This window comes from Hymenobacter cellulosivorans (genome assembly GCF_022919135.1).
GTDB classification, from domain to species: Bacteria; Bacteroidota; Bacteroidia; order Cytophagales; family Hymenobacteraceae; genus Hymenobacter; species Hymenobacter cellulosivorans.
Window position 1 is genome coordinate 2,055,697 of sequence record NZ_CP095049.1, and the last position, 21,672, is coordinate 2,077,368.

The following is a 21,672-nucleotide window of genomic DNA, read 5'->3' on the forward strand; positions in this document are numbered from 1 at the left end:
CCAGGCACTGCCTGGTTGCCAGGCCCCTGCTGGGCCATGTGCTGCCCCGAAATGGAGGCAAAACCTCTTTTTAACGCCAGAATACGACCTGAACGCACCCGGCGCGACGCCCGCGCATGATTTTGCGACCTGCGTGAAAGCCGCCGGCTGGCCTTGCGCCTTCCTTTGCTGGCGTCGCTGCTGCCTAAAAAACGACCGGCTGCCAGGCAGCGGCATTTCCCTGATTTCTCACCTCACTACTCCTTCCCAATGACTATGCTTCCTTTCCCAAAGCGCTTATATAAATCAGCCCTGCTGCTGGCAGTGCTTGCTACGGCCGCTTGTGCCTGCTCCAAAGAAGATGCCGCGGCCGACCCTACGGCCGAAGGCGATGGGACTATAACCTGGACCCACAACGGTACGACCTATACCAGCAAGGCCTATTCCAGCGCCATCGTCGACAGCGACACGTCCCTGCTGATTACGGGCAGTTCGGCTGATATGAAAAACGCGGTGTCGCTGCGGCTCAAGAAAATCTATAAGCTGGGCGCTACCACTTATGACCTCAAGAAAGGCTCGGTGCTGAATAACTACCCCGCGGCCGGCCTCACCCTCAACAGCGCCACGCAGTACCTCACCCTCTACGGTCCCGGCGCCAGCAACGGCTCCGTGGTGGTGACCCAGTACGACCGCGCCGGGCAGAAGATAACCGGCACCTTCAGCTTCACGGGCGGGGCCGTGCCCAACTCGGGCAGCACCGGCACCCAGAGCGTGACCGACGGTTCGTTCAGCTTCACCCGCTTCCGCTAAGCCTTTCAGGGCTGCGGAGCCACTCATTCTTATTCTATCATTCCAGATTCCTCGCCGATGAAAACGCTTCGTCATATTCTACTCCTGAGTCTGCTGCTCACGGCCTTTGCCTGTAAAAAAGACAAGGAGGCCGAGCCCTCCAAAACCGACCTGCTCACGGCCAAAACCTGGCAAGACCAGACCCAGAGCCTGCGGCTCAATACCAGCGAAGGTACCCGCTCAACCCCCGCGGCTGACATGAATACCTACCAGTTTACGCGTGACGGCAAAGTGACTATCACCGCAGCTGATAAGACCAGCACTTCCGGCACCTGGGCGTTTGTCAATAATGAGTCGCAGCTGGCCATTACGTCGGGTGGTACTACCAACACGTTTGCCTTGTTCGAGGTCAGCGCTACCAAATTTTCCTTTGGCGTCAGCTACAACCAGGCCCAGATTCAGCAGGGCCTGGGTAGCAACGGAGGCGCAGAAGGCCAGTTTCTGAAGCTGCTGCTGCTCACGGCCGGCAACTTCACTTTCTCCAGCGGCACGCCAACCATTACCCCGGCCCAGCTCACGGCCGTCGACTGGAAGAACAACGCGGTGCCGCGCTAAGACAGCGGCCTTCGGAACCAGTGTTGCTTTTCACTTTCTACTGCCTTTGCCATGAAAAACTTTCTTTTTCTGCTGCCTTGCCTAAGCCTGCCCTTGGCCGCGCTGGCGCAGTCGGCGGCTCCCGTGGCCCCGGTGCGCCCCGTAACGGATACGTACTTCGGGCAGACAGTTGTTGACCCGTATCGCTGGCTGGAGGACGTGAAATCGGCCGAAACCCAGGCCTGGATGCACGGCCAGGCCGACTATGCCCGCCAGCAGCTCGATCAGCTGCCTAGCCGCGCCGCGCTTTACGCCCGCGTGAAGGAGCTAGGGGATGCCGCCGCGGCCCGTACCGGCCGCTACCAGCGCCGCGGCCAGCAGCTGTTTTACCTCAAGCGCGGGGCCACGGAGAATCTGTACAAACTCTACACCCGCCTCGGGATGCAGGGGGCGGAAAAGCAGGTCTTCGACCCCGAGAAGCTCTCTGCCACGCCCGGTAAGCACTGGGCTATTGCCTACTTCACAGCTTCGCCCGATGGCCGAACGGTTGCCATTGGCGTGGCGGAAGGCGGCTCCGAAAACGCCGTAGTCAAACTTATTGACACGGCTACCGGCCGCCAGCTCGACACCGATTTGCCCCGGGCCCGTTTCTCCAGTCCGGAGTGGCAGCCCGACAGCCGCGCCTTTTTCTACAGCCGCACCCGCGAAATGACGCCCGAAGTAGCGCCCGGCGAGGAGTTTACCAAAGTCACCAGCTACCGGCACCAGGTAGGCACCGCCCCCGCCGCCGACGTACCCGTGCTCGGCTACGACTACGCCCCGCCGAGTGTGCCACTGAAAACCATTCATGAGGAGGCTTTCGTGGAAGTGCCTGCCGGAGCCGCCGTGCCAACGGCCGTGGGCCTGATTGAGCGAGGTACCCGCCGGGAGCTGGAGCTGTACGTGGCGCCCCTGGCAGCCCTGCACACGCCTCGCACCACAGCCTGGCAAAAGGTGTGCAGCGCCGCCGATGAGGTAACCGGCTACGCCGTGCAGGGCGACAATCTGTATCTGCTTTCCCACAAAAACGCGCCCCGCTTTCAGGTACTGCGCACAAGCCTGAGCAAGCCCAACCTGGCTACGGCCACCGTGGTAGTGCCCCAGATGAGCAGCGTGGTTCAGGAGATTTTCGCGGCCAAGGATGCCCTGTATCTGCAACTGCTCGACGGCGGCCCCAACCAGTTTGCCCGCCTGCCCCACGGCAAGAGCGGTACGCCGGCCGTGGAGACCTTGCCGCTTCCTTTTGCCGGGGCTGGGGTGTTCGAGGTAATCCACGACCCACGACAGGCCGGTATCTGGGCCGGCCTTACGTCGTGGACGCGCTGGGGCGACTATTTTGCCTACGACCCCACTGCCCGCCGCTTCACGGCCACTAAACTCGAACCCCAGAGCGCCTACGACAACCCCGGCAATCTGGAAGTAGCCGAGGTGAAGGTGACAAGCCACGACGGGACGATGGTGCCACTCTCCATTATTCACAAAAAAGGCCTCAAGCGGGACGGCACGTCTCCCGCGCTGCTGCAAGGCTACGGGGCCTACGGTACCAGCATGACGCCGATTTATGATGCCTCTTACCTGGCCTTGCTGGAGCAAGGTGCCGTTGTGGCAGTAGCCCACGTGCGCGGGGGTGGCGAATATGGGCAGGAGTGGTACAAAGCTGGTTTTCAGGCTACCAAGCCCAACACCTGGAAAGACTTTATTGCCTGCGCCGAATACCTGGTTAAGGAAGGGTACACCAGCTCTGCCCGGCTCACGGGCCAGGGCACCAGCGCCGGCGGTATCCTTATTGGCCGTGCCGTTACGGAGCGCCCCGATTTGTTTGGCGCGGCTGTGTTCAACGTGGGCTGCCTTGACGCGGTGCGCTTCGAAACCACTGCCAACGGCCAGGCCAACATCCCCGAGTTTGGTAGCGTGCAGACCGAGCCGGGCTTCCGGGCGCTAACCGAAATGAGTACTTACGCCCACATTCAGTCCGGGACCAAATACCCCGCCGTGCTGCTCATCCACGGCGTGAACGACCGGCGCGTGGACGTGTGGCAGTCCCTAAAAACAGCTGCCCGGCTCCAGGCCGCCACCAGCAGTGGGCGCCCCGTGCTGCTCCGCCTCGACTTCGACGCCGGCCACGGCATGGGCTCCACCAAAGACCAACGCTACCAGCAGCTGACCGACATTATGGCCCTGGTTTTGAGCCAAACTGCGCCGGCTACCGCCCGCAAGTAGCTTTTGCCCCGTGTAGTATGCTTTCCTAAGTCAATAGCCTAGCCTTATGCCTTCCTATATCCACTGCCTGCGCCACGCGTTGGTATTCAGCCTGCCGGTTATGGCATTAACCGCCTGCTCCCCCGAGCCCAAAGCCGACGAAGCCTCGGCCAGTATTACCAAAACGGCAGTTGCTCCTGTCGCCACTGCATCGGCTCCCGCCGCAACAGCCCCCACCGAAACGGCTGCGCCAGCTGCTCCCGCCGGCTTCGACCCCAGCCAGGTGCCGGTAGCCAACCCTAAGCTCGGCGCCTTTCCCTACTTCAGTCTGCTGGATGGCTACGTGAAAATGGACGAGAAAACCGCCCCCGGCAACTCGGCCCGGGAAATGAACAAGGACGTCAACTTCGACCAGTACGAGTTTTTCGACGGTACCAAGCTCATTCCCGTGGCTGGCCGCCTGCGCACGGTCATTGCCATGGGCAAAACGGCCTCCTTTTTCCAGGTGCAGAAAACTTACGAGCAGCTTATCCACGACATGGGCGGCGTGACGGTGTTTGAGGGCAGCGGGGAGAAGATGAAGGAACTCAAGCTCAACTACGAGGACAGCCGCCACCGCGCCCGGTACAACATGCTGCCCTACGAAAAAATGGGCGTCTACATGGTGCGCACTCCCAACCAGGAAATCTGGGTGGAAGCCTACAAAGCCTATGCCTCCGACCCGGAAAACTACTGGTTGACAGTGGTGGAGAAAAAAGCCTTACCCATGCAGGCCAGCGTATTACCGGCCGAGCAACTCAAAAAGGAACTGGACGCTAACGGTCACGTGGCCCTCTACATCAACTTCGACACCGACAAGGCCAGCATCAAGCCCGAGTCGGGGCCGGTGGTAGGCGAGGTGGTGAAGCTGCTGCAAACCAACCCCACCCTGCGCCTCACCGTGGAAGGCCACACCGATGACGCCGGCACGCCCGCTCACAATCAGCAGCTTTCTGAGCAGCGCGCCCAGGCTGTGGTAGCCGCCCTGACCGCCCAGCAAATAGCCGCCGACCGCCTCAAGCCCGCTGGTTTTGGCCAAACCAAGCCCCTGGCCGACAATGCCACCGAGGAAGGCAAAGCCAAGAACCGCCGCGTCGAACTGGTACGGCTATAGCTCGACGCGCCGGAGGCGGCCGCTTGACGCAGCACTAGTCGAAAGGAGAATGATGGGAAGAGGACGATTCCCGGCGCATGACCTCGTCCAAGTCGCTGTCGGTGCCGGCGTAGCGGCTGCCGGTAGGCACCCGGAAAACCTGGTCGGAAGGAGTGGCCAGGTCGATACCGTCGAAATCCAGCTGCTCGCTTGGTTCGTTGAAGCGCTGTTTTACCCGGTCCAGCAAACCGCTTTTACCGGCTCCCGGCGCCCCCGGCAGCGTGTAGTGCACCAGCAACGCCAGCGTAGGCAAGGCCGCCGGAGCACGGTATTCAATGTAATCCAGCAGCTTCGGCGCTACTTTTATCTGTTCTGAGTACATCGTTTCGCAGCGCACCTGGTCGGGGAGCAGAAACACTACGCCCCGGCAGTTTTTCAGGGGCCCCACCGCCGTATTGGTTTTTACGGCCTGATGCAGGACCCCGCCCTCGGCAGGAAAGGGGCTGAACACGGTGCAGTAAGGCCGCCAGTCCAGGTTCGACAGGATGGGTTGCTTTTCGGCTACCCGGCGCAGATAGTCGGCGCTTGGAATCCGGCAGTGGGTGTTGAGCGTGTCGTGTTGCAGGTAGTAGGTTATGCTGTCGGTGCGTAGGTCAATCAGAATGCCGTAGCGGTAGGTTGAATCGGCGAAGCCGTTGGGCCGTATTTCCCGCCGTAGCTGCGGCCCCCGGAAATACATGGTCACGTAATCGGTGGAGCGCAGGCCATGGAGCGAATGGCGCTCCAGAAGCCGGATGGTTCCCACAAAGCCATCGAGCCGCGAAGACTGGGCTGGTACAGAAACCTCGGCGCTGCGTGGCTCCTCAGCAGCAGGAGAGGAGCAGGCCAGCAACCCAGCCAGGCAAACTACCAGTAGGCGGGGCAGGAACATTTGTATCACGTAAGAAAGAAAAGGAGAGTCAGAACGGGCCGGGAAGATAGAGGATTCTTGTTCCCGGCTGCGCGGCTTCCGTCATGCCTACCGCAAGAGCGGGCTTCCACTCCAGAAATACCCGCTCTTGTAAACTATGCTGGCTATGCTTTGGTAATAGCTTGAAATGCAAGGATTTATTGGTGTATCGATGTTGCTTTACGCTGTAGGGAAATAGCGGTAAACTGTACGAGGAGGGGGAACATTTTTGGCTGTTCTCAACGTTTTCTGCCTGATGTGCGTACATTCGCACCCCGCCCAGCGTGGCGGGCATCGTTCTTTACCATTTGGGGCTGACCGGAATTGACAGCTTGCGCAAGTCGCGAGTAAGCGTGCCAGGAGTTGAATGGATCTTCTGCGACCAAATCATTCGAACAATAACTGGCGAGTATAGCTACGCCATGGCTGCTTAGTCTAGGTACTAGGTAATGTCATCGTCCCGCACCCGTTTTCTTTTACACGGGTGAGTTCGGGGCGTCGTAAGTAGAAGATAGTTAGAAAGGAGGTGTGACTTTCTAGCGAAAAACAATCGCATCTAAGGAGACTCTACGGGCCTGATGCGCGCCCGGAGTTTCACGAAAATCCAAGCGTAGATACGCACGTAGAAAGCTCGACGGTTTCCTTGTCTGGACCAGGGTTCGACTCCCTGCAGCTCCACTGAAAAGCCCTTCCCGGCAATGGGAAGGGCTTTTTTTGTTTAATTCCAACAGTTTTGTCAATACAATTGAACCGGCTACTAGATAAGTGGCACCAAGGGGATGGATTGCCACCCAGGCTACTTTAGATAATTTACGATAACCAGCGGCTGGACGATAGTTGCTTAAATAACCGTTTGCGTGTGCTAGCCATCGGCGGAGCTGCCCAGCGTGGAAGTGCCTACCGCCACAGCCAGGGTGTAAGCCGGAGTTTGGGCCAGCACTGGCAACGTAAGTAAGGCCAGCAGCCCGAGAAGTAAGTGCCTGAAAATAAACAACCGGGAGAAACGACGGGGTATAAATGTTGGCATAGCACGATGTATAACGTGGATAAACTTAGGGGTTCCTACCCAAAGCCAACATACATGCGCAGAGCTCCAAAATAGTTTTCCCGGCACCTGTATCCGGACAGATGATAATGGGCCTGCAAATTACCTGGGTAGCCGATACAATGCCGAGCAGACGGTTTTGCTGTTTGGGGGATGGATAGGCTCAATTGCAAGGCACAGTGGCTGATGAACCTGATCCAATACCAGCCTCTGCTTTCTTAGAACTCCAGCCGAAAGACCGCGCCCTGGCCTTCCGCCGACTGCACCTTGATGCTGCCGTGGTGCAGGTGCATGATCTGCTTGGCTAGCGTCAGGCCGATGCCCGAGCCGTCTCTGCGGGTGGTGAAGAAAGGAATGAAGATACTATCGAGCACCTCCGGCGCAATGCCCCGGCCATTATCAACTACTTCAATGCACACCCGGCCGGAGGACTCGGCAAGGTAGGCCCGCAGGTGGATACCAGGCTGGGGGCATTCCTGCACGGCATACATGGCATTGAGGAGTAGGTTAATCAGCACTTGTTCCAACAACTGGCTATCGGCCTGCAGCTGCAAGTCGGCGGGCTGTACCGAGGTTTGCAAGTCGATGCCGGCCTGCCGCACCTGGGGAGTCATCAGGCCGCGCAGGTTGGTAAATAGCTCCCGGACCGATACTGTGGTCAAGACCGGGGCGCTGACGGTGCTTAGGTCGCGGTATACTTGGGCAAAGCGCAGCAGGCCCTCACTGCGGTGCTGAATAATGCTGATGCCCTCGGCTACGTCAGTAAGCAGGCCCGAATCCGGGGGAGCTGCGGGCCGAAGCTGCTGCTGATCCAGCTCGTGCTGCAGGTGGCGGCGCAGGGAGTCGGCCAGGGAGGCAATGGGGGCCACCGAATTCATGAGCTCGTGGGTCATCACGCGCAGCAGCTTTTGCCAGGCCGCGGTTTCGGTTTCGTCGAGCGTATCACTCACGTTTTTGAAAGCCACCAGGGTAAACTCGCGGCCTGGCAGGCGAAACTGTGTGGCTGAGAGCAGCAGCTGCATGGTTTTGGTGCCCACAGCCAGCTTCACTACCACCGGAGGCGCGCCGGGCGGCAGCTGGCGAATAGCGTCGTAGAGCACCGGCAGGCGTTTGTGCAGAGCCTGAATATTTTTCAGATAGGGCAGTTCCAGGGTTTGCTTGAACGCCTCGTTTACCCATTCCACCTGGCCCGTCGCGTCGTAGGAAATAATGCCCGTGTCGATGAGCTGCAGCACGGTTTGCAGGTAAGTAAACTGGGCGGCCCGCTCGGCGCTGAGCTGGCGAAAGGTGGCATTGAGCTGATTAAAAGCCTTATATAATGGGCGGAGTGAGAGGTCGGCGTGTTCCTCGTTGTAGTACTGGGCAAAGTCGCGGTACTGCACGGCCAGCAGGTAATCATGCAGGGCGCGGTTGTTGCGCGTTACGTAGCGGGCCAGCTTCCACACGGCGAATACCAGCAGTGCCCCGGCGCCAATCAGCAACCCGTAAGCCTGGTGCTGCTGGGCATACAGGCCCACGCCCAGTAAGGCCAGCAAGATCAGCAGGCGCAGGGCAATGCCGAGTTCGAGCCGCTTAGAGGTCATGTTTTTCGAGGCGGCGGTACAGGGCCGTGCGCGTGATGCCCAGCTCCTTGGCGGCCTTGGTGATGTTGCCGTGGTGGCGCTCAATTACCCGCAGAATCGTGGTTTTCTCGACTTCTTGGAGTTGCAAGGGGCCATCGGGCAGTTGCAGCTGGGTTTGGTCGGCTAGGGGCGTTTCCATGGCCGAGAAGTGAAAATCCTGGGGCCGGAGCACTTCGCCCTCGGCCAGAATAACGGCCCGCTCCACGGCGTGCTGCAGTTCGCGCACGTTGCCGGGCCAGCGGTGCTGCTGCAGCTTCTGCAGGGTCGCTTCCTCAAAAATAGGCGGAGACTTGCGGTTGCGGGTCGCGTAAAGCCCCGCAAAGTGCCGGGCCAGTAAGAGCACATCGTCAGCGCGGGCCCGCAGTGGGGGTAAGGTGATTTCGACGGTGTTGAGCCGGTAAATCAGGTCTTTGCGAAACGCGCTCCGGGCGGCCAGCTCGTAGAGCGGGGCATTGGTGGCCGAAATCAGGCGGATGTCGACGGGCACGGGCTGGTTGGAGCCCAGCGGAATCACCTGGCGGTTTTGCAGGGCCGTGAGCAGCTTGGCTTGCTGGGCCAGGGAGATATTGCCGATTTCGTCCAGAAACAGCGTACCGCCCGACGCGGCTTCAAAGCGCCCGGCCCGGTCTTCGCGGGCATCGGTGAAGGAGCCTTTCTTGTGGCCGAACAGCTCACTTTCGAAAATGCCCTCACTCATGGCGGCCAGGTCGGCGGTAACGAAGGGCTTGGCGGCGCGGAAGGAGCGTTGGTGCAGGGCCTTGGCCACGAGCTCCTTGCCGGTGCCGTTTTCGCCCAGTAGCAGGACGTTGGCCTCGGTGGGCGCCACCTTTTCAATCTTATGGAATACCTCCTGCATAGCTTCCGACTGGCCCAGCAAGTCAAACTCGGCGAAAGAAGCCGGGCGGCGCGGGGCCGGGGTGGCTGGCTTGCCGCTGGCCGGTAGCTGTTCCAGGGCGGCTGCCAGGGTTTCGAGCAGCTGCTGGTTGTGCCAGGGCTTAACGATGAAGTCGGTGGCGCCGGCTTTGAGGGAGCGGACGGCCGTGCTAACCTCGCCGTGGGCCGTAATCATGATGACGGTGGCCGCGGGGTCTTTTTCGCGGATGCGTCCCAGCCAGTACAGCCCCTCGTTGCCGCTGCCCAGGGTGCTTTTGTAGTTCATGTCCAGGAAAATCACGTCGAAGCGCTGCTTGCTGAGCAAGGACAGCAGCAGCTCCGGATTTTTCTCGGTCACGACTTCCTGAACCTCGGTTTTGAGCAGCATCCGCATGGCAAACAACACGTCGGTGTCGTCGTCAATTACTAAAACACGCGCTTTCTTCAGAACCATCAGGAAACAGGGAATAATCGGGAGAATAGCGTTGGCGGGTGAAGGCCAAGCACCGAAGTACCCAACATAAACCATACTAAGGTACCAAAAACCCATTTGGAGAGAAAACAGGCCGGTTTTTCTGGTCGTGCCGCGCACTACTGTATCACCAGCGGACAGTGAACTGTATCAAAACCGAACACTACAGAGCTGATAGAAAATATTCCTGGTCTTAAGAATCTGTTTTTCAATTGTTTATAGAAATGGCACCGTTGTTACTGCTATCTGGCCAGCCGCTGGGGTAAGAACAAACCGGGCGGCGGCAAGACCATGGACGTTGCTATTCAAAAGAAAACCTGGACCCGCACCCGCATCCTGCTGCTGGCCACGGCGGTGGTGGTCGTGGTAGTGGTCATCGTCAGCCGGATGGCGTCGGCGGGCACGGCCAAGCTCAACGTCGACCCCGAGCGGCTCACGATAAGCGCGGTTAGTCGGGGCGAGTTTCAGGAATTTGTGCCCGTGGATGGAGCCGTGATGCCCATCAAAACCATCTACCTCGACGCGCCCGAGGGCGGCACCGTGCAGCGCATCCTGGTGGAAGATGGGGCCACGCTCACGGCTGGGCAGCCCATAATTCAGCTGACTAACACCGACTTGCAGCTGGAAATGGTGAACCGGGAAACGGCCGTGTTCGACCTGATGAACAACCTGCACAACACCCGCAACCTGCTCCAGCAAAACCGGATTCAGCAGCTCAACCAGCTGGCCGACATCGACTACCAGCTGCGCGAAGCCAAGCGCCTCTACGAGCTGAACCGCACGCTCTATGACCAAAAGGTGATTTCGCAGCAGGAGTTTGCCCAGACTCAGAATAACTACCGCTACCAGCAGCGCCGCCAGCAGCTCACGCGCCAGTCGCTGCGCCAGGATTCGCTGAGCATGGGCCAGCAGATCGGGCAGATGCAGCAGTCGGTGGGGCGCATGCAAAGCAACCTGGCCCTGATGCGCCGCAAGCTCGACGACCTGACCATCAAAGCCCCGGCGGCCGGGCGCATTACGTCGCTCAACGCCGAAATCGGGGAGCTCAAAAGCCGCGGGCAGCGCATTGGGGAGCTCGACATGCTGACCGGCCTGAAGGTGCGCGCCACGCTGGACCAGTACTACATTTCCCGCATTTTCGCGGGTCAGAAGGCCGAAGTTACCCTGAACGACAAGCGCTACGAGCTGCGCGTCACCAAGATCTTCCCGCAAGTTACCCGCGGCCTGCAGGTCGACCTGGAGTTTAGCGGGGTTACTCCGCCCGACATTCGCCGCGGCCAGTCGTTGCCGGTGCGCCTGGCCCTGAGCGACCCGACCCAGGCCGTGCGCGTACCCCGGGGCGGCTTCAACCAGAAAACCGGCGGCAACTGGATTTTCAAGGTCAGTGAGGATGGCACCAAAGCCTACCGCACCGATATCCGCCTGGGCCGCCAGAACCCGGAATACTACGAGGTGCTGGCCGGCCTCAAGCCCGGCGACCGGGTGGTAACTTCCAGCTATGAAGGCTACGAAACCATGGGCGAGCTGCTGCTCAAGGCCAACACCGACTAATTCTTGGACCCGCAACCCTACACCGCGAAAAAGACGGTTGCGCCGGGCCCAATGGGGAGGAGTGGCACTGCGCCGCTTCTGCTGCCATCCGCCGCACAGTTGGTGAGTGACTCGCGTCGGCCGAGGGGGCTGACTGCAACCCAGCCCTCTGGTAGTACCCGGCACGACCGCCTTTTTTGAATTCCCGCTACTGTCCCAGCTCAATATCTTGTCTTTCTCAGAACGCTCTGCCATGCTCCAGATCAACCACCTCGAAAAGATTTACCGCACCGAAGAAGTGCAGACCAAGGCCCTGAACGACGTGTCGCTGACCGTGCAGGAAGGCGAGTTTGTGGCCATCATGGGCCCCTCGGGCTGCGGCAAATCGACACTGCTCAACATCATCGGCCTGCTCGACGAGCCCGACGGCGGCACCTTCGCCTTTGCCGGCACCGACGTGACCCATGTAACCGAGCGGCGCCGGGCCGAGCTGCGCAAAACCCACATCGGGTTCGTGTTTCAAAGCTTCAACCTGATTGAGGAGCTGACCGTGGCCGAAAACGTGGAGCTGCCGCTGATATATCTGGGCGTGGGGGCCGCTGAGCGGAAGCAGAAAGTAGAGCGGGTACTGGAGAAAATGCAGATTATGCACCGTCGCAACCACTTTCCGCAGCAACTCTCGGGCGGGCAACAGCAGCGCGTGGCCGTGGCCCGGGCCGTGGTCAACTCGCCCCGCCTGATCTTGGCCGACGAACCCACCGGCAACCTGGATTCCAGCAACGGCAACGAGGTCATGGAGCTGCTCACCGAGCTCAACGAGGCCGGCACTACCATCGTGATGGTAACCCACTCGGAGCACGACGCCCGCTACGCCCACCGCGTGGTGCGCCTGCTCGACGGGCAGGTTGTGCTCGAACACGCGCGGGCGTAGCGGTCCGGGCGGCACTTATCCTTTTTTTTAGCACTTGACCATAGTACCACCGGCCCCATGTTCCAGTATTCCCTGCTTCTGATTTACCGGAATTTTCAGCGGTTTAAAACCACCTTTTTCATCAACCTGATCGGCTTGTCCGTGGGCTTAGCCGGAGCCCTTACCATCTACCTGTGGGCATACGACGAATGGAGCTTTGACCGCTACCACGCCACCACCGGACGGCTGTTTCAGGTGCTGGAAAACCAGCGCACGGCCGAGGGCATCAACACCTATGGTACAGCGCCGCTGCTGGCCGAGGCGCTGGCCAAGGAAATGCCCGAAATCCAGTATGCGGCCGCGGCCACCCCGCCCGATTTTTTCCCGGGGTTCACGCTGGTGGCAAAGGGAAAAACCGTGCGGGCCGACGCAAAATTTGCCGGCAAAGACTTCTTCCACATCTTCTCCTACAACCTGCAACAGGGTGACGCCAGCCAGGTGCTGGCCAACAAAAGCGCTGCTGTGCTCTCGCAGGAAATGGCCGCGGCGCTATTCGGCACGGCGGCCAATGCCGTGGGCAAAACGGTAGAATGGCAACTGGCTGACTTAAAGCAAACCGTCATCGTAACGGGCGTATTCGGGCCCATTCCGGCCAATTCTACCGACCAGTTTGACTGCGTGCTCAGCTTCGATGCCTTCAAGGACATTATGAAAATGGGGGAGTCCATGAACTGGGCCCAGGATGGGCCTTTCAACACCTTCGTGGTGCTACGCGAGGGCGCCAACGAAGCACAGTTTCAAACCAAGATTTCGGGCTTGCTTCAACGCAAGCTGGCCACGAACAAGGAACGGGCCTTGCTCGTGCAGCCCTACGCCGACAAGTACCTCCACGGCGAGTACATCAACGGCGTACCGTCGGGCGGGCGGATTGAATACGTGAAGCTGTTTTCGGCCATTGCCGTGTTCATCCTGGTCATTGCCTGCATCAATTTCATGAACCTGGCCACGGCCAAGGCTTCGCGCCGGCTAAAGGAAATTGGGGTGAAGAAAACCCTGGGTGCCGGCCGATTTTCGCTGGCCGCACACTTTCTGGCCGAATCGGTGCTCATGAGCTTCATCGCGCTGCTCCTGGCGCTGGCGCTGGTAGACTTGCTGCTACCTCAGTTCAACGATATCACCGGCAAGCAACTCGCGCTGGACTTCAAGCCGCACTTGGTTTTTTCGGCGCTGGGGATTACGCTCCTTACGGGGCTATTAGCGGGTAGCTATCCGGCTATGTACCTGTCGGGGTTGCGGCCGGTGGAGGTGCTCAAGGGGCAGCTCACTGGCTCGGTTGCCGACCTGTGGATGCGCAAAGGTCTAGTGGTTTTCCAGTTCATGCTCTCGGTGCTGTTCATCGTCTGCGTGTGGGTCATTCAGCGGCAGCTTGCCTTCGTCGAAAGCAAAGACCTGGGGTACAACCGCAACGGCATTGTGTATTTCGAGGCGGCGGGCAAGGCGACGCAGCAGCCTGAGGCTTTTCTAGCCGAGCTAAAGCGGCTGCCGGGCGTGGTGAACGCCGCCGGCAAGTTGGGCTCGTTTATAGGTACGTACGACGGCGCGGGAATCCCAATGGAGTGGCAAGGCCGGAAGATTCCCGTCCACCACATGGGCGTAAGCTTTGACTTGCTCGAGACGCTGGGCATTGAGTTGGAAGACGGCCGCAGCTTTTCGCCGCAATTCCGCACCGACAGCGTTCAGATTATCGTGAACGAGGCCCTGGTAGCCAGCCTGAATCTGGAAAATCCCGTGGGGCAGATGCTGGATAAGTGGCGGATTGTGGGCGTCGCCAAGGACTTTCACTTCCAGTCGTTGCACGAGAAAGTGAAGCCCCTCATTTTTCGGTTGGAGCCCAAGGCTACCACTACCATCCTTGTTCGGCTGGCCCCGGGCCGGGAGCAGGAAACCATAGCCCAGCTCCGGCAGCTCTACGCCGCGTTTAACCCAGGGCAGACCCTGACCTACCACTTTCTTGATGAGGACTTCCAGGCCCAGTACGCGTCCGAGCGGCGCGTTGGGGTACTGGCCCAGTACTTCGCCGGCTTAGCTATTCTGATTTCGTGCCTTGGTCTATTCGGTCTCACCGCCTTCACGGCCGAACGGCGGCGCAAGGAAATTGGCATCCGCAAGGTTCTGGGAGCTAGCGAATTCAGCATCGTCTACTTGCTCTCCCGCGACTTAACCAAACTGGTGGGTGTCGGCATTCTGCTGGCTTTGCCGCTCAGCTATCTGGTCGTGACGCAGTGGCTCGACGACTTTGCGTACCGCATCACCCTGCAAGCCTGGTACTTCCTGGGCGCTGGCCTGCTGGCCGTTGCGGTGGCTTGGCTTACCATCAGTTCCCAAGCCCTGCAAGCGGCCCGGCTCAATCCCACGCAGAGCCTGCGCGACGAATAGCCGCGGCTGCTTTTCCCAACTATCCGTCCACCATTACCCAACTGGCACGACCATGCTGAAGAACTACCTGCTCGTGGCCTACCGCAACCTGGTGCGGCACAAGGCTTTTTCCTTTCTCAATATTGCCGGTCTGGCCTTGGGCCTGACGGCCTGCCTGCTCATCGGCCTGTTTGTGCACGACGAGCTGCAATTTGACCAGTTTGTGCCCGCCGGCAACCGGATTTACCGCGTTTACACCCAGCAAACGAAAACCGAAGCGCCCGAAAGTTATGCTTCGGTGGCGCCCATGTTTGCCACTACCCTGAAACGGGAGTTTCCGGAGGTCGAGCAAACCATGCGCATCATGATGACCGGCACGAGTCTCAATCTGCTGGAAGTTGGGGAGAAAAAAATCTACGTGGAAAACGGCCTCGTTGCGGACTCCACCTTTTTCGAGGTTTTCCAGTTGACCTTTAAATATGGTTCGGCGGCTGGCGCGCTAAACGCGCCCAACTCGGTGGTAGTAGCCGAAGACGTAGCCAAAAACTTTTTTGGGGACGCCAACCCGGTTGGCAAAGAGCTGAAAATCGACAAATCGACCTTTCTAGTGACGGGCGTGCTGCAAAAGGGCCTGTCTAAGTTTCACCTCAAAGTCAACTACATCATCCCGCTGGCAGCGTACCAGCTCCCGCGGCAGCGCATGGAAAAATGGGGCTGGCAGCAGTTTTACACCTACGTCAAGTTGCGGCCCGGCGCTGCGGCCAGCCAAACCCAGGCCAAGCTGCAAAACTACCTGGTGCAGAAGGTGCAGCCGACGCTCGGCGACAACGATAAGCTTACTGCCGTGCCCTACCTGCAGCCGTTGCACGATGCGCACCTGTATTCCGCCAGCTTCAAGTACGACTCGGCCGTCAAAGGCAACATCACCTACGTGAAGGCCCTGAGCTTTATTGCCGGCTTTATTCTGCTCATTGCCTGCTTCAATTTCGTGAATCTGGCTACGGCCAAGTCGATGCAGCGGGCCAAGGAAGTCGGTATTCGCAAAACCATTGGGGCCAGCCGGCAGCAGCTGATGCTGCAGTTTCTGAGCGAAACGGTGCTGCTCACGCTGGTGAGCGTGGTGCTGGCCGCGGTGCTGACCTCCTTGCTGCTACCGTCGCTAAATGCCTTTACCGACAAGAGCATGGAGTTTGACCTGGTCCGCAAGCCTGCGCTGCTGGCTTTGCTGGCGGCACTGACGGTGGTGGTAGGCTTGGTGGCAGGCTTCTACCCGGCGTTGGTGCTGAGTAGCTTTCAACCGGTGAAGGTGCTGAAAAGCGCGGTGGTGACGGATGGCATCTTCGGGCGGGTGCAATGGCTGCGGCACGGACTGATTGTGGTGCAGTTTGCCTTGTCGGTCTTCCTGATTGTCTGTGCCTTTGTGGTATTCCAGCAGGTGTCGTACCTGCACAACAAGGACCTGGGCTTCAACCGCAGCCAAATCATGTTTTTCCCCATGCGCGGCAACACCATGAACCGGCAGTATGAGGCGTTTAAAAACGAGTTGCAGCAAGTGCCCGGCGTGGTGTCGGCCAGTATCGGCTACGGCTTCCCCGGCGACCAGGTGGCTGGTGACGGCCTGATTGTGCCCACCAACGGCGAAATGAAACAATACCCGTCTACCCAGCTGATGGTTGATTACGACTACATCAAAACTCTGGGCCTGCAGCTGGTGGCCGGGCGCGACTTCTCCAAAGAGCTGACCACCGACAAGGACCACGCTTTTATTCTGAACGAAACGGCCGTGAAAGAATTCGGCCTGGGCACGCCGCAGCAGGCCCTGGGCAAAACGGTAAAGTGGACCGTATGGAACGATAAAAACCCCGATTCGCTGAAGGTGGGCAAGATTATCGGCGTCGTGAAAGACTTCCACTACAAGAGCCTCTACGACCGGCTGGAGCCCGCCGTGCTGCAAATCTTTCCCGGCGCCTACTGGAAAGTGGCCGTAAAGCTCAAGACCGACGACCTGGGCAGCACGGTGGAAGGTGTGAAGCAGGTGTGGGCCAAATTCAGCCCCGATAACCCCATCGAGTATAAGTTCTTGGACGACAACTTCGACCAGATGTATCAGGCCGAAGACAAGCTCAAATCGTTGCTGTGGGCATTTACCGGCGTGGCTATTTTCGTGGGTTGCCTGGGGCTGTTTGGCCTGGCGACCTACGCGGCCGAGCGGCGCAAAAAGGAAATTGGTATCCGTAAGGTGCTGGGCGCCGACGTGGCCAGCATCGTAAAACTGCTCTCGAAGGAGTTTATGGTGCTCGTGCTGGTTGCTTCCCTCATTGCCTTCCCGGTAGCCTGGCTGGCCATGAGCCGCTGGCTGCAGGACTTTGCCTACCGCATCGATATTCCGCTGTGGGCCTTTACGGTGGCCGGACTGCTGGCCGCCGCCGTTGCCTTCCTGACAGTGAGCTACCAGGCCATCAAAGCGGCGACAACCAACCCGATAAACAACATACGCGTCAGCTAGCGGTAAGTGGCTGGTGGGTGTAAAAAGGCAACAGGCTGCTCCGCAAGGGGCAGCCTGGATTGTGCCGGGCCCTACCCTAACCCCAGTAGCCGGGGAGGCGAGCTGGTTACAATGGGGGCCACTTTCTTCAGGATACTTTCCGGTAGTACCAGTTCTTGTCTACTTCGTTTGTTCCAATCGGCCTATTTCTTCCTTAAGCCCGGTTAGGGAAACGGGTCGAAAAACCAGATTTTCCTCTGTGCGCGGGCTGAGCGTAGTGGCTTGCGTGGCCAGCAGCGTGGTGCCCCCGACCCGCTTTACCGCCACCACGGTGACGGGCTCCTGTGCCGGGACGTTGTAGAAAATAGTTTGCTGCCCCTTGATCTGACCCCGCAGTACGCTCCGACGGTTGGTAAACACCAAGCTCACCTCTGCCTTGTCGCCGCCGCTATGCACGGCGAAAGTCACCAGCGGCTGGCCCGAGTTCAAAAAACGGTCACAGTTGATCCAGCCCAGGGCGGCGGCGGAGAAGAGGTAGGTCCCGACGGTGGCGGCCGAGAGTTGGGCTACGGAGGTGTCGGTGGCCTGCTGTTCAAAGGCCTGGACGAAGCTTTTGGCCGAGAGCTGTTGCAGAGTCTTTTCCTGGTCAATATCCTCGTACCGGATGACCGCCTGGCCGGTAGCGGTAACTAAAACCGTCAGCCGGTAGATACAGGGTACGACTACGCCCTGATAACGCGCCGGCTCCCAGCGGGGCATAGCCGTGAGGGCTGCCTCTACCAACGGCGCCACCTCCGCCACCGAGATGCCCGTGACGCTTGGCCCCAGCACCTGCCCGCCCGGGGAGATAGTGAATTGCGCGTGCGCCACGGCCCGTACCCGTAGGCCAGTATTGCCGGAAATGCGGCGCAACTCCTGCCGCTCAGCGCGGGTTATCCGCATCCGGTGCAGGCGCTGCTGCAGTTCCTGGCTGATTTTAATCCGGCTGGCTATTTCCCGGCGGGCAATGCTTTGGCCGCGCTTGAAGCGGGGCGGCTTGACCAGCTCCTGAATAAAGCGCGTCGGCGGCATGGGCATTTGCCAGTCCAGGCCCTGCTCGGGCGAGCCGACGCCGCGAAAAAGCTGCATACCGGGCTTTTCCTGGCGGGTAGGAAAACTTAGCAACAGACGGGTACTGTCGCGCAAGGCGCAAGCCTGGCCCTGGGCGCGGGCCGCCAGGTGCAGCATGCCAGCTGTTTCCAGTAGTTGCTCCCCCGAGCGGGTCGATAATCGGTTGAGCACGATATCGGCCAGAGAGTAGAATTCCCGCAGCGAAATCTCCACGGGGCCGGCCACGAGCGGGCTGCCATCCGGGCGGCGAAAGGCCTGGGCTGGCACCCAGATGGTGGTGCCTCCGGTGCCGCGCAGTACAGTGTCCTGGTCGGCGCGCACGGTGAAAACCTGCGTTGGGACCTGCCCTTCCAGTTCCCTGGAAACAGCTGGTTCGGCCGCTTGGGTGGGCCCGATAGCAGTGTCGTTATTGGGTGATATGACGGACTGAGAAGCGCGGCGGATCGGGCGGCTTGCGTCAGGAAACGATAAGCGCAGGGGCTGGGCGCGGCTGGCTTCCGGCACAACAGCCGCCGAAGCAGTGGGCAGCACAGCGGCCGCAACGGGCGCCGAGGTAGTAGCTGGCACAGTAGCAGCTTCAGTGGCAGCGGCCGGGGGAGTAGTGGGCTCGCGCCGAGCGGTTTCCTGTTGGGAGCAGGCCGTGGTGCCGAGCGCCAGCAGGAGTATGGCCGGAAAGTAGGAGTTCACCATGCTGTAAGCTACCAAACGACTGATTGTAACGGAATAAGATAGGAACAATCAACGCGCGAAGCAGATGAAAAGTACGGTCGGGGTTAAAACTAGAAAAGGCTGCCCCAAGGGAGCAGCCTTTTCGGTACCAAACCAACATTTATTTCCCGATGCTGCGGTGGGTGAAGGAGGTGAAGCCCAGGAAGGTCTTGTCGCCGGGCACGCCGTAGGGGTCCTGCCGGTCGCGCAGGGAGGCCAGCTTGCTGGTGCCGTAGTAGTTGTAGGCCGTTTCGATGCCAGGGAAAATCTGGGTGCCGCTGCAGTTGCGGGTGTAATTGCCCGCGGCGGCGTCCTCGTACTTATTCCAGCCGTTCTTGATCTGCTGGCTGTTGGCCTCATAAATGGCCGTGTTGCCCTGGATGCGGGCCGTTTCGGCGGCGTAGGTCAGGGCCGTGAGCGTGTACTGGGGATGGATACAGTCCCGGTCGCGCTGCTCTTTCACGGCCCCGTCGGAGTAAAACAGCTGGGGCAGAATCTGGAACAGGTAGTCGTAGCCCGAGTCGTACACGGCCGTGCTGTTGAACCACACGCCCAGGGCCATTTTAGCGTAGGCGTAGGAGGCCTGCCAGTTGTTGATGTCGTTGATGGCGCCCGGTACGTTGTTGACGTAGTTGTTCTTGAGGTTATTCAGGAAGTCCGAGAACTTGCTCACGTCCGTGGCCGACCAGCCCGCACCCGTACCATTCACTTGATAGTAGCGGATGATTTCGCCGGCGGCTACGAAGGTAGGGGCCACCCAGGCGGCTTCAAGGTAAGTTTGGCGGAACTCGGTGGGGCTGCCGTCGGGCTTGGGCGAGGTGCTGTAACGCTGGAAGTTGTAGGCGTAGCCGTTCAGGATTTGCTTGGCCTGGTTGGCGTAGGTCGCGTTGCCGGTTTTCACCCAGCGCAGGGCGCAGGCGTAGGCCAGAATTGCGTCGCGCCGGATCTGGTCTTCGGTAGGGCTGCCGCCGCTGCCTACCACGTATACCACGCTGGGGAAGGAGGTGGGCACGGCGTACTGGTTCATGTAGTCAACCACCTTGTTGTAGCCGGCTGTGCGGGTAGCGTCGCCGGCATTGGCCTGGGCGGCTACCAAATCGAGGCTGGCCTTGCTGTTGACCACGCCGGGGTGGCGGAAAGTGGTTATGGTGGAGTCGGCGGAAGCGTCGGCGGTGTCGGGAGCAGCGGCTTCTTTTTCCTGGCAGCCGGCTAGGGCGGCGAATGCCAGGGCCAGGCCGAGCTGGGCCAGGCCCGCGCGGAACGAGAGGTACTTCATGGGTTTTGGTGGGATTAAGGATGGGGAACAGAAAAGCAAAAACCTAGTAGCTACTTAGGAGCCGGAAAATGAGAGGTTTTAGCGGGTAAACATCCTTAGTGTGAGAGGTTTATTTGCGTAAACGATTACGTAGAAAACTTCCCAAAACCCGAAAGGCACTGCGCCCGGGCCCGTTTTACAAGCCCGGAATGCCCTTACCGTTGAGCAAGCTCTGGCGGCGTACCAGGGCCTCCATAAAGTAGTAATCGGCGTAGCTCAAGGGCACGTCCACTTCACTGTTCGAGGGCTTGGCTCCGGTGCTGTGCAGCAGCAGGAAACCGCGGCTGCCGCCGGGCTGGGCCACGTACGACTTGGCTAGGCTCTTTACCATCTTATCGGCCTTGGCGCGGTAGAGCTTGCCGTTGGCGCTGAAGGTGCTTAGCTCATACAGGGCCGAGGCAATCAGGGCGCCAGCCGAGGCGTCGCGGGGCTCGTTGGGCAGACCGGGGGCGTTGAAATCCCAGTAGGGAATCAGGTCCTTGGGCAGGTTGGGGTGGTTGAGGATGAAGCGGGCCACGTTTTCAGCCTGCGTCAGGTAGGCTTTATTCTTAGTTTCGCGGTAGCACATGGTGTAGCCGTACAGGGCCCAGCCCTGCCCCCGCGCCCAGGCCGACTCGTTGGCCGCACCCTGGTGGGTGGTGCGCTTCACCACCTTGCCCGTGGCCGAGTCGTAGTCCACCACGTGGTAGGAGCTAAAGTCGGGGCGGAAGTGGTTGCGCATGGTCGTGTTGGCGTGGCTCACGGCAATTTTGTAGAACGAAGAGTCGCCGCTGAGGCGGGTGGCGGCGAAGAGCAGCTCCAGGTTCATCATGTTGTCGATAATGACCGGGAAGGCCCACTTTTCGCGGCTGTGGTCCCAGGACAAGAGCGTGCCGACCTTGGGGTAAAACCGGGTGCTGAGCGTACGCGCGGACTGCAGAATTACGTCTTTGTAGGCTGCGTCCTTGGTCAGGCGGTAGCCGGTACCGAAGCTGCAGTACACCTTGAAGCCCATGTCGTGGGTGCCGCCGTTGGTTTTCTCGGGCTCGATGTTAGCCGTGTAGGTTTTGGCCTCGGCCATCCACTTGGGCTGCCCGCTGAGCTCGTACAAAAACCACAAATAGCCGGGAAAAAAGCCGCTGGTCCAGTCGCGGGAGGGCACCACGATGAGCTCCCCGGTGGGGGTGAGGCTGCGCGGCGACACCAGCGGGGGCTTGCCCGCGGCCACTGGTGTCTGGGCTATGGCCTTGGGCAACTCCTGGAGCATGGTCGTGGCCTGGGTTTCGGCCAGCTGCACGGTCTTTTTAGTTAGAGCGTCCTGGGCGAAGGCGGCGGTGGAGAGAAAGGTCAGGCCGAGGGTGAGCGTACGGAAGAGCATGGGGTGGGAAGGGTTGGGAAGGATTGTGGAGGTAGCCTCAGTGTTCAAATAAGGCCGTCATGCTGAGCTTGTCGAAGCATCTCTACCGCAGTGCTAATCAGAATTACCATGACACGCGAGGTATCTCGCAGTCTGTTTCATGCGCAGAA

At 59.8% G+C, this 21,672-nt stretch carries 15 protein-coding genes and 1 other RNA gene; 9 read left to right on the forward strand and 7 right to left on the reverse strand.

Annotation, left to right across the window (positions count from 1 at the left end; genetic code table 11):
* Window positions 1-255 precede the first annotated feature (255 nt).
* Genes MUN80_RS08830 through MUN80_RS08845 form a run of 4 tightly spaced genes read left to right on the forward strand, consistent with a single transcriptional unit; the run spans window position 256 to window position 4,753 of the window.
* Complete coding sequence (locus MUN80_RS08830; RefSeq protein ID WP_244722445.1) at window positions 256-789, forward strand: DUF6252 domain-containing protein; 534 nt, start codon at window positions 256-258, stop codon at window positions 787-789.
* Window positions 790-846: 57 nt separating this feature from the next.
* Complete coding sequence (locus tag MUN80_RS08835) at window positions 847-1,383, forward strand: hypothetical protein (RefSeq protein WP_244722447.1); 537 nt, start codon at window positions 847-849, stop codon at window positions 1,381-1,383.
* A 51-nt stretch (window positions 1,384-1,434) separates the two neighbouring features.
* Complete coding sequence (locus MUN80_RS08840) at window positions 1,435-3,621, forward strand: prolyl oligopeptidase family serine peptidase (RefSeq protein WP_244722449.1); 2,187 nt, start codon at window positions 1,435-1,437, stop codon at window positions 3,619-3,621.
* 46 nt (window positions 3,622-3,667) lie between these two features.
* A complete protein-coding gene (locus MUN80_RS08845; RefSeq protein ID WP_244722451.1) occupies window positions 3,668-4,753 on the forward strand; it encodes an OmpA family protein in 1,086 nt (361 codons plus the stop codon).
* A gap of 34 nt (window positions 4,754-4,787) precedes the next feature.
* Here MUN80_RS08845 and MUN80_RS08850 read toward each other — a convergent pair whose 3' ends face one another.
* Window positions 4,788-5,663, reverse strand: a complete 876-nt coding sequence (locus MUN80_RS08850; RefSeq protein ID WP_244722453.1) for a hypothetical protein — start codon at window positions 5,661-5,663, stop codon at window positions 4,788-4,790.
* Between the two features lie 328 nt (window positions 5,664-5,991).
* On the opposite strand from MUN80_RS08850, the gene ssrA reads away from it, so the two are divergent.
* Window positions 5,992-6,362: a transfer-messenger RNA gene (gene ssrA / locus MUN80_RS08855) on the forward strand.
* Between the two features lie 181 nt (window positions 6,363-6,543).
* Here ssrA and MUN80_RS08860 read toward each other — a convergent pair.
* The 3 genes from MUN80_RS08860 to MUN80_RS08870 all read right to left on the reverse strand — a co-directional run bounded on the left by MUN80_RS08860 (window position 6,544) and on the right by MUN80_RS08870 (window position 9,675).
* On the reverse strand, window positions 6,544-6,708 hold the full coding sequence (locus MUN80_RS08860; RefSeq protein WP_244722454.1) for a hypothetical protein: 165 nt from the start codon (window positions 6,706-6,708) through the stop codon (window positions 6,544-6,546).
* A gap of 236 nt (window positions 6,709-6,944) precedes the next feature.
* Window positions 6,945-8,309 carry a sensor histidine kinase gene (locus MUN80_RS08865; RefSeq protein WP_244722457.1) on the reverse strand — a complete coding sequence of 455 codons (1,365 nt, stop codon included), beginning with the start codon at window positions 8,307-8,309 and terminating at the stop codon, window positions 6,945-6,947.
* Entirely contained in the window at window positions 8,299-9,675 is a 1,377-nt protein-coding gene (locus MUN80_RS08870; protein ID WP_244722460.1) for a sigma-54-dependent transcriptional regulator, read from the reverse strand. The genes MUN80_RS08865 and MUN80_RS08870 overlap by 11 nt, the downstream gene beginning before the upstream one ends.
* 309 nt (window positions 9,676-9,984) lie before the next feature.
* Here MUN80_RS08870 and MUN80_RS08875 point away from each other — a divergent pair, with 309 nt between their 5' ends.
* The 4 genes from MUN80_RS08875 to MUN80_RS08890 all read left to right on the forward strand — a co-directional run bounded on the left by MUN80_RS08875 (window position 9,985) and on the right by MUN80_RS08890 (window position 17,054).
* Entirely contained in the window at window positions 9,985-11,244 is a 1,260-nt protein-coding gene (locus tag MUN80_RS08875) for an efflux RND transporter periplasmic adaptor subunit (protein WP_244722463.1), read from the forward strand.
* 232 nt (window positions 11,245-11,476) lie between these two features.
* Window positions 11,477-12,154: an ABC transporter ATP-binding protein gene (locus MUN80_RS08880; protein WP_244722466.1), complete on the forward strand. Its 678-nt coding sequence runs from the start codon at window positions 11,477-11,479 to the stop codon at window positions 12,152-12,154.
* Between the two features lie 57 nt (window positions 12,155-12,211).
* Window positions 12,212-14,569 (forward strand): ABC transporter permease, encoded by a 2,358-nt coding sequence (locus MUN80_RS08885; RefSeq protein WP_244722469.1) that lies wholly within the window; start codon window positions 12,212-12,214, stop codon window positions 14,567-14,569.
* A gap of 52 nt (window positions 14,570-14,621) precedes the next feature.
* Complete coding sequence (locus MUN80_RS08890; RefSeq protein ID WP_244722472.1) at window positions 14,622-17,054, forward strand: ABC transporter permease; 2,433 nt, start codon at window positions 14,622-14,624, stop codon at window positions 17,052-17,054.
* Between the two features lie 159 nt (window positions 17,055-17,213).
* Here MUN80_RS08890 and MUN80_RS08895 read toward each other — a convergent pair whose 3' ends face one another.
* The 3 genes from MUN80_RS08895 to MUN80_RS08905 all read right to left on the reverse strand — a co-directional run bounded on the left by MUN80_RS08895 (window position 17,214) and on the right by MUN80_RS08905 (window position 21,523).
* Window positions 17,214-18,833, reverse strand: coding sequence for an energy transducer TonB (locus tag MUN80_RS08895; RefSeq protein WP_244722475.1), 1,620 nt, complete (start codon window positions 18,831-18,833; stop codon window positions 17,214-17,216).
* A 139-nt stretch (window positions 18,834-18,972) separates the two neighbouring features.
* A complete protein-coding gene (locus MUN80_RS08900) occupies window positions 18,973-20,127 on the reverse strand; it encodes an alginate lyase family protein (RefSeq protein WP_244722478.1) in 1,155 nt (384 codons plus the stop codon).
* Window positions 20,128-20,302: 175 nt separating this feature from the next.
* Window positions 20,303-21,523: a glycoside hydrolase family 88 protein gene (locus tag MUN80_RS08905; RefSeq protein ID WP_244722481.1), complete on the reverse strand. Its 1,221-nt coding sequence runs from the start codon at window positions 21,521-21,523 to the stop codon at window positions 20,303-20,305.
* Window positions 21,524-21,672: the final 149 nt, after the last annotated feature.

Bases quoted from the DNA above. Each gene is read 5' to 3' on its own strand.
- MUN80_RS08905 (WP_244722481.1), bottom strand. From the start codon at position 21,523: ATGCTCTTCCGTACGCTCACCCTCGGCCTGACCTTTCTCTCCACCGCC.
- MUN80_RS08875 (WP_244722463.1), top strand. From the start codon at position 9,985: ATGGACGTTGCTATTCAAAAGAAAACCTGGACCCGCACCCGCATCCTG.
- MUN80_RS08845 (WP_244722451.1), top strand. From the start codon at position 3,668: ATGCCTTCCTATATCCACTGCCTGCGCCACGCGTTGGTATTCAGCCTG.
- MUN80_RS08895 (WP_244722475.1), bottom strand. From the start codon at position 18,833: ATGGTGAACTCCTACTTTCCGGCCATACTCCTGCTGGCGCTCGGCACC.
- MUN80_RS08840 (WP_244722449.1), top strand. From the start codon at position 1,435: ATGAAAAACTTTCTTTTTCTGCTGCCTTGCCTAAGCCTGCCCTTGGCC.
- MUN80_RS08880 (WP_244722466.1), top strand. From the start codon at position 11,477: ATGCTCCAGATCAACCACCTCGAAAAGATTTACCGCACCGAAGAAGTG.
- MUN80_RS08865 (WP_244722457.1), bottom strand. From the start codon at position 8,309: ATGACCTCTAAGCGGCTCGAACTCGGCATTGCCCTGCGCCTGCTGATC.
- MUN80_RS08870 (WP_244722460.1), bottom strand. From the start codon at position 9,675: ATGGTTCTGAAGAAAGCGCGTGTTTTAGTAATTGACGACGACACCGAC.
- MUN80_RS08850 (WP_244722453.1), bottom strand. From the start codon at position 5,663: ATGTTCCTGCCCCGCCTACTGGTAGTTTGCCTGGCTGGGTTGCTGGCC.
- MUN80_RS08830 (WP_244722445.1), top strand. From the start codon at position 256: ATGCTTCCTTTCCCAAAGCGCTTATATAAATCAGCCCTGCTGCTGGCA.
- MUN80_RS08835 (WP_244722447.1), top strand. From the start codon at position 847: ATGAAAACGCTTCGTCATATTCTACTCCTGAGTCTGCTGCTCACGGCC.
- MUN80_RS08890 (WP_244722472.1), top strand. From the start codon at position 14,622: ATGCTGAAGAACTACCTGCTCGTGGCCTACCGCAACCTGGTGCGGCAC.
- MUN80_RS08860 (WP_244722454.1), bottom strand. From the start codon at position 6,708: ATGCCAACATTTATACCCCGTCGTTTCTCCCGGTTGTTTATTTTCAGG.
- MUN80_RS08885 (WP_244722469.1), top strand. From the start codon at position 12,212: ATGTTCCAGTATTCCCTGCTTCTGATTTACCGGAATTTTCAGCGGTTT.
- MUN80_RS08900 (WP_244722478.1), bottom strand. From the start codon at position 20,127: ATGAAGTACCTCTCGTTCCGCGCGGGCCTGGCCCAGCTCGGCCTGGCC.